The sequence below is a fragment of the Lacinutrix sp. genome (assembly GCF_023299985.1).
Classification (GTDB): Bacteria; Bacteroidota; Bacteroidia; order Flavobacteriales; family Flavobacteriaceae; genus Lacinutrix.
Window position 1 is genome coordinate 1 of record NZ_JALZVX010000134.1, and the last position, 4,200, is coordinate 4,200.

General features: G+C 31.4%; 5 protein-coding genes and 1 tRNA gene. 1 reads left to right on the forward strand and 5 read right to left on the reverse strand.

Going from position 1 to position 4,200, the window contains the following annotated elements:
- The first annotated feature begins 846 nt into the window (after positions 1 to 846).
- Positions 847 to 1,041 carry a hypothetical protein gene (locus tag Q0C58_RS07220; protein ID WP_290699341.1) on the forward strand — a complete coding sequence of 65 codons (195 nt, stop codon included), beginning with the start codon at positions 847 to 849 and terminating at the stop codon, positions 1,039 to 1,041.
- Positions 1,042 to 1,114: 73 nt separating this feature from the next.
- On the opposite strand, the gene Q0C58_RS07225 is transcribed toward Q0C58_RS07220, so the two are convergent.
- The 5 genes from Q0C58_RS07225 to trxA form a co-directional block, all read right to left on the reverse strand.
- Entirely contained in the window at positions 1,115 to 1,552 is a 438-nt protein-coding gene (locus Q0C58_RS07225) for a hypothetical protein (protein WP_290699344.1), read from the reverse strand.
- Positions 1,553 to 1,939: 387 nt separating this feature from the next.
- A tRNA-Asp gene (locus Q0C58_RS07230) sits at positions 1,940 to 2,013 on the reverse strand.
- Positions 2,014 to 2,090: 77 nt separating this feature from the next.
- A complete protein-coding gene (locus tag Q0C58_RS07235; RefSeq protein WP_290699347.1) occupies positions 2,091 to 3,020 on the reverse strand; it encodes a DUF58 domain-containing protein in 930 nt (309 codons plus the stop codon).
- A gap of 34 nt (positions 3,021 to 3,054) precedes the next feature.
- Positions 3,055 to 3,600 carry an ATP-dependent Clp protease proteolytic subunit gene (locus tag Q0C58_RS07240; RefSeq protein ID WP_290699350.1) on the reverse strand — a complete coding sequence of 182 codons (546 nt, stop codon included), beginning with the start codon at positions 3,598 to 3,600 and terminating at the stop codon, positions 3,055 to 3,057.
- Between the two features lie 78 nt (positions 3,601 to 3,678).
- The gene (gene trxA / locus Q0C58_RS07245) at positions 3,679 to 4,026 is read right to left on the reverse strand and encodes a thioredoxin (RefSeq protein WP_366841444.1); all 348 of its coding nucleotides are present in this window, start codon (positions 4,024 to 4,026) and stop codon (positions 3,679 to 3,681) included.
- Positions 4,027 to 4,200: the final 174 nt, after the last annotated feature.

Genomic DNA, 4,200 nt, shown 5'->3' on the forward strand with positions numbered 1-4,200 from the left:
TTTTAACCTCATGGTTTGTAGGCGCTGTATTTGATTCTGTTTCGTTTAATGGTAAAACCGCAGTTAATAAAGCGATAGAAAAAATGGCTACTAATGTTAATTTAAGGAATTTCATAATTATTTGTTTATTTATAGATTGCTATTAATTTTTCAACTCAATAAAGTGGCAAATAATACCACTTTTAAATAGTACTCTAAAACAAATAATTTAGTATAAATAGAACAAATGTCTATACAATGGATTTTTATTGAGACGTTTTAAAGCCAAGGGTTACAATAAAAGAATGCTAATATATTAATATGCAGTGTATTACTTTTAAAAAATCGACAAAACGCATTAATACAGGATTAAAAGAATTATTAGCCGCTATTAGGTAAAATAAAAACGGTAAAAAGCAATAAAGTACTACAAAATAAAAAGCGTTCCTGTTTTTTATTTTGTAAAACTAAGAAACTATAGTTCTTTAAGACTAATAATATTAAGAGACAGGATTCAAATATCTCACGTTAATAAAAAACAAATATTTAAGCACTATTGATTTTGCCTTTAAAACAAGTTATAATTTATTGAATACTAAATTGGATAGTTATTAAAAGAATATTCAGTTTTGTTATTGTTTTTTATGTATTTACTCCAAAAAAAACATGAATCGTTTCATTATTACATCTCTTTTTTTACTTTTATTCGATTCTTCTTATGCTCAAAGTTTATTAGGCAACGTAAATTCTTTCGGGCTTTTACAAAAATAAATTTTTATAGAAGGTAACATACAGTACTCTTCTATTGAAAACAAAACGACTTCGTTTGGCATAAATCCAAAAGCCGGTTATTTTATTACAGATGATTTGGCAGTAGGTATCCAAGGTGATTTTAATCCGTTTAACAATACTGTTTTACCAACACCAGGACCTCCAAGAACCAAAACGCTAGGTTTAGAGAGCCTTCCTAAGATTTCTGTTATCATTTTAATTTCAGAATCGCGTCCAGAAATTTTTTCTAAAACTTCACTTTTTGCATCTGCAATTTTATCTGTACAGTAGGTATCTAAAACTGAATTTTTAGAAGTATTCTCTGATTTTTTAGACCCATTATTAGCAACACTTTTAATATTTTCTAAGCTCCAGGCTTAACCAAATGACTAATAAGTTCGTTTGGTGTTAATGGAAACGTTTTTAATTGTTCGAATGAAAAACCAACACCTGTTGTACACAGCGCAACTAGAATACAAAATTCACCTAAAGTTTGAGATGCTATTTTAAGCTTTACACTTTCTGCTTCATAAAACACAGCATCTACAGTACTATCTCCAGATGCAGACTCTGGCGGCTTTGCTGTTCTTGGCATAGATTTTAACCTTACCTCTGCCCATTCTTCTACATAATAAGCATCTTGACCAATACTTTCTATATATTTTAACAAAACAATGTCTTTATGTAACAAGGCTTTTAATAAATGAGCCGAAGAATATTCGGCATGCGAATACTCTTTAGCAATAGCCTGTGCAATATGTATTGTTTGTTTTAATTTATCGGAAATCAGTTGGTCTGTCATCTATTAACAAAGGAATTTGTTTTAGCTAAAAAAACTACTAAAAAATAATAGTATTTTCTTATAACTGTAGAATAATAATGCTTTCATTTTTATACTTTGAATGATTCTAGGTGAAGTTTCTTTAAAATATACAAATTCATTGAATTGATATTAATTAAAAAAATGAGAATAAATATTCCAGTTAGGCTATTTATAAAATACTGTAAAACAAAAAAGCATCCCGATTTTCTTTTCCGTAAACGGAAGAAAAAAGGAAAGCTTCTCATCGGTTTGAGCTATTTAACTAACTCTCTACCATATTAATGGACTACTACACCCATTAAGCAACACAACTAACTTTATTGCTTAAAAAAAGCTCCAACTATGTTGGAGCTTTTAGCAATTTCGCGGTCTGGACGGGACTCGAACCCGCGACCTTCGCCGTGACAGGGCGACATTCTAACCAACTGAACTACCAGACCGTTGCATATTGCGAGTGCAAATATAAACCGCTTAATTAATATTGCAAACCTTTTTACGTTTTTTTTTCAAAAAACAATTAAATAAATTTTTGACGCTCTAACATATAACTAGTTAGTATGGTATCAAAGTTTTTATTTATGTCTGCTTCAACATATTTTATACGGTTTTGACCACATTTTACGCGTAACTCATTAAAGTAATCGCTAACTAAAGCTTCGTAATTATCTTTTACTTGTTCGCTATACAAATTAATGTGCTCGCCAGTTTCAACATCTATAAACCGTTTTGGCTTATTATCGAAATCGAAAGTTAATTCTTTACTTCTATCAAAAACATGAAACAAAACTACTTCATGTTTATTATGTTTTAAATGTCTTAAAGCTTCAAATAACTTAACCTCATCTGTGGAGGTTTGAAACATATCTGTAAACACAAAAATAAGCGAGCGTCTGTGAATTTTCTCTGCTATTTGATGTAGATATTGATATGTTTCTGTTTGCTTATTATTAGGCTTGCTTAAAGCAGCATTACTTAACTGTGCCAATAACATTTGATGGTGACGTTCGCTCCCTTTTTCACCAGAGTAAAAATCGTAAGCATCACTATAAATACTTAAACCTACGGCATCGCGTTGTTTTTTAAGAATGTGCATTAATGATGCAGCAGCTAAAGCCGAAAACGAAATTTTATTCAAATTATCTATCGAGAAATTACGCATCTCGGGATAATGCATAGAGCTACTATTGTCTAAAATAATGTGGCAACGTAAATTAGTCTCGTCATCGTAACGTTTTGTGTAAAGCTTGTCGGTTTTTGCAAAAAGTTTCCAATCTATATGTCGTGTACTTTCGCCTTGATTATATATTTTATGCTCGGCAAACTCAGCCGAAAAACCGTGAAACGGACTTTTATGCATACCAGAAATAAAACCTTCAACAACTTGTTTTGCCAAGTGTTCAAGGTTTTTAAATCCGCCAGCTTTATTTAGTTCGTCTTGTAAATTCATATAGTTCCTAAAAAATTAGGAATATCTTTATTTATTACTCTATAACACCATCTACAATTCCGTAATCCTTAGACTCGTCTGCTCCCATCCAATGGTCACGATTAAAATCTTTCATTACTTTCTCGTATGTCTGTCCACAATTATCTGCTAAAATATGTGCACTTAACTCTTTTGTTTTAACAATTTCTTGAGCAGTAATTTCAATATCACTTGCTTGTCCTCTAGCTCCACCACTTGGTTGATGTATCATCACTCTAGCATGTGGCTGAATAAAACGTTTTCCTTTTGTACCAACAGATAATAAAATAGAGCCCATAGATGCTGCTAAACCTGTACAAACTGTAGAAACATCACTTTTTAGAGATTTAATAATATCATACATAGCAAAACCAGAGGTTACATAACCGCCTGGACTATTAATATATAAAGTAATATCTTTTGTTTCTATACTATCTAAATACAGTAATCTATCGATAACGTGCTTAGCACTCTTATCATTTACCATTCCCCAAAGAAAAACCTTTCTCTCGTCTAATAATTTACTATCTATTGCGTCTTGCGCTTTTGTTATTTTACTCATTATAATTTAATTTTTACTAAAATAAAAAAAGGTTTGCCATTATAGCAAACCTTTATCAATTCTTTATGAAATATATTTCTATAATAAAGCGTCGATTGCTTCAGCGTAAGACGCTTTAGGCGCTACACCTACTTGTCTCCCAACAACTTCTCCGTTTTGGAATACTAAAACTGTAGGTATGTTTCTTACACCATACTTAGCAGCAAACTCTTGGTTTGCATCTACATCCATTTTTCCAACAATAGCTTTACCTTCGTAATCTTCGCTTATTTGGTCTATAATTGGTCCAACCATTCTACAAGGTCCACACCAAGCTGCCCAAAAATCAACCATTACTGGCTTATCGCTTTTTAGTACTGTTTCTTCAAAATTTGCATCTGTGATTTCTAATGCCATAATATTATAATTTAATTGTGTTTTGTTCACTGTTAATATACAAACTTAGTCAAAAATTCTGCAAAACCTTACAACCTGGCAATTTGTTTAACTTATGGTAGTATTGATAGGGTTTATTTTAATTTGGACGCATGAACCAGGCTTTCCGCTATATCTTTTTTGCTTTATAGTGGCAAAAAAGGATGCCGCATCAATCCTTTGCGC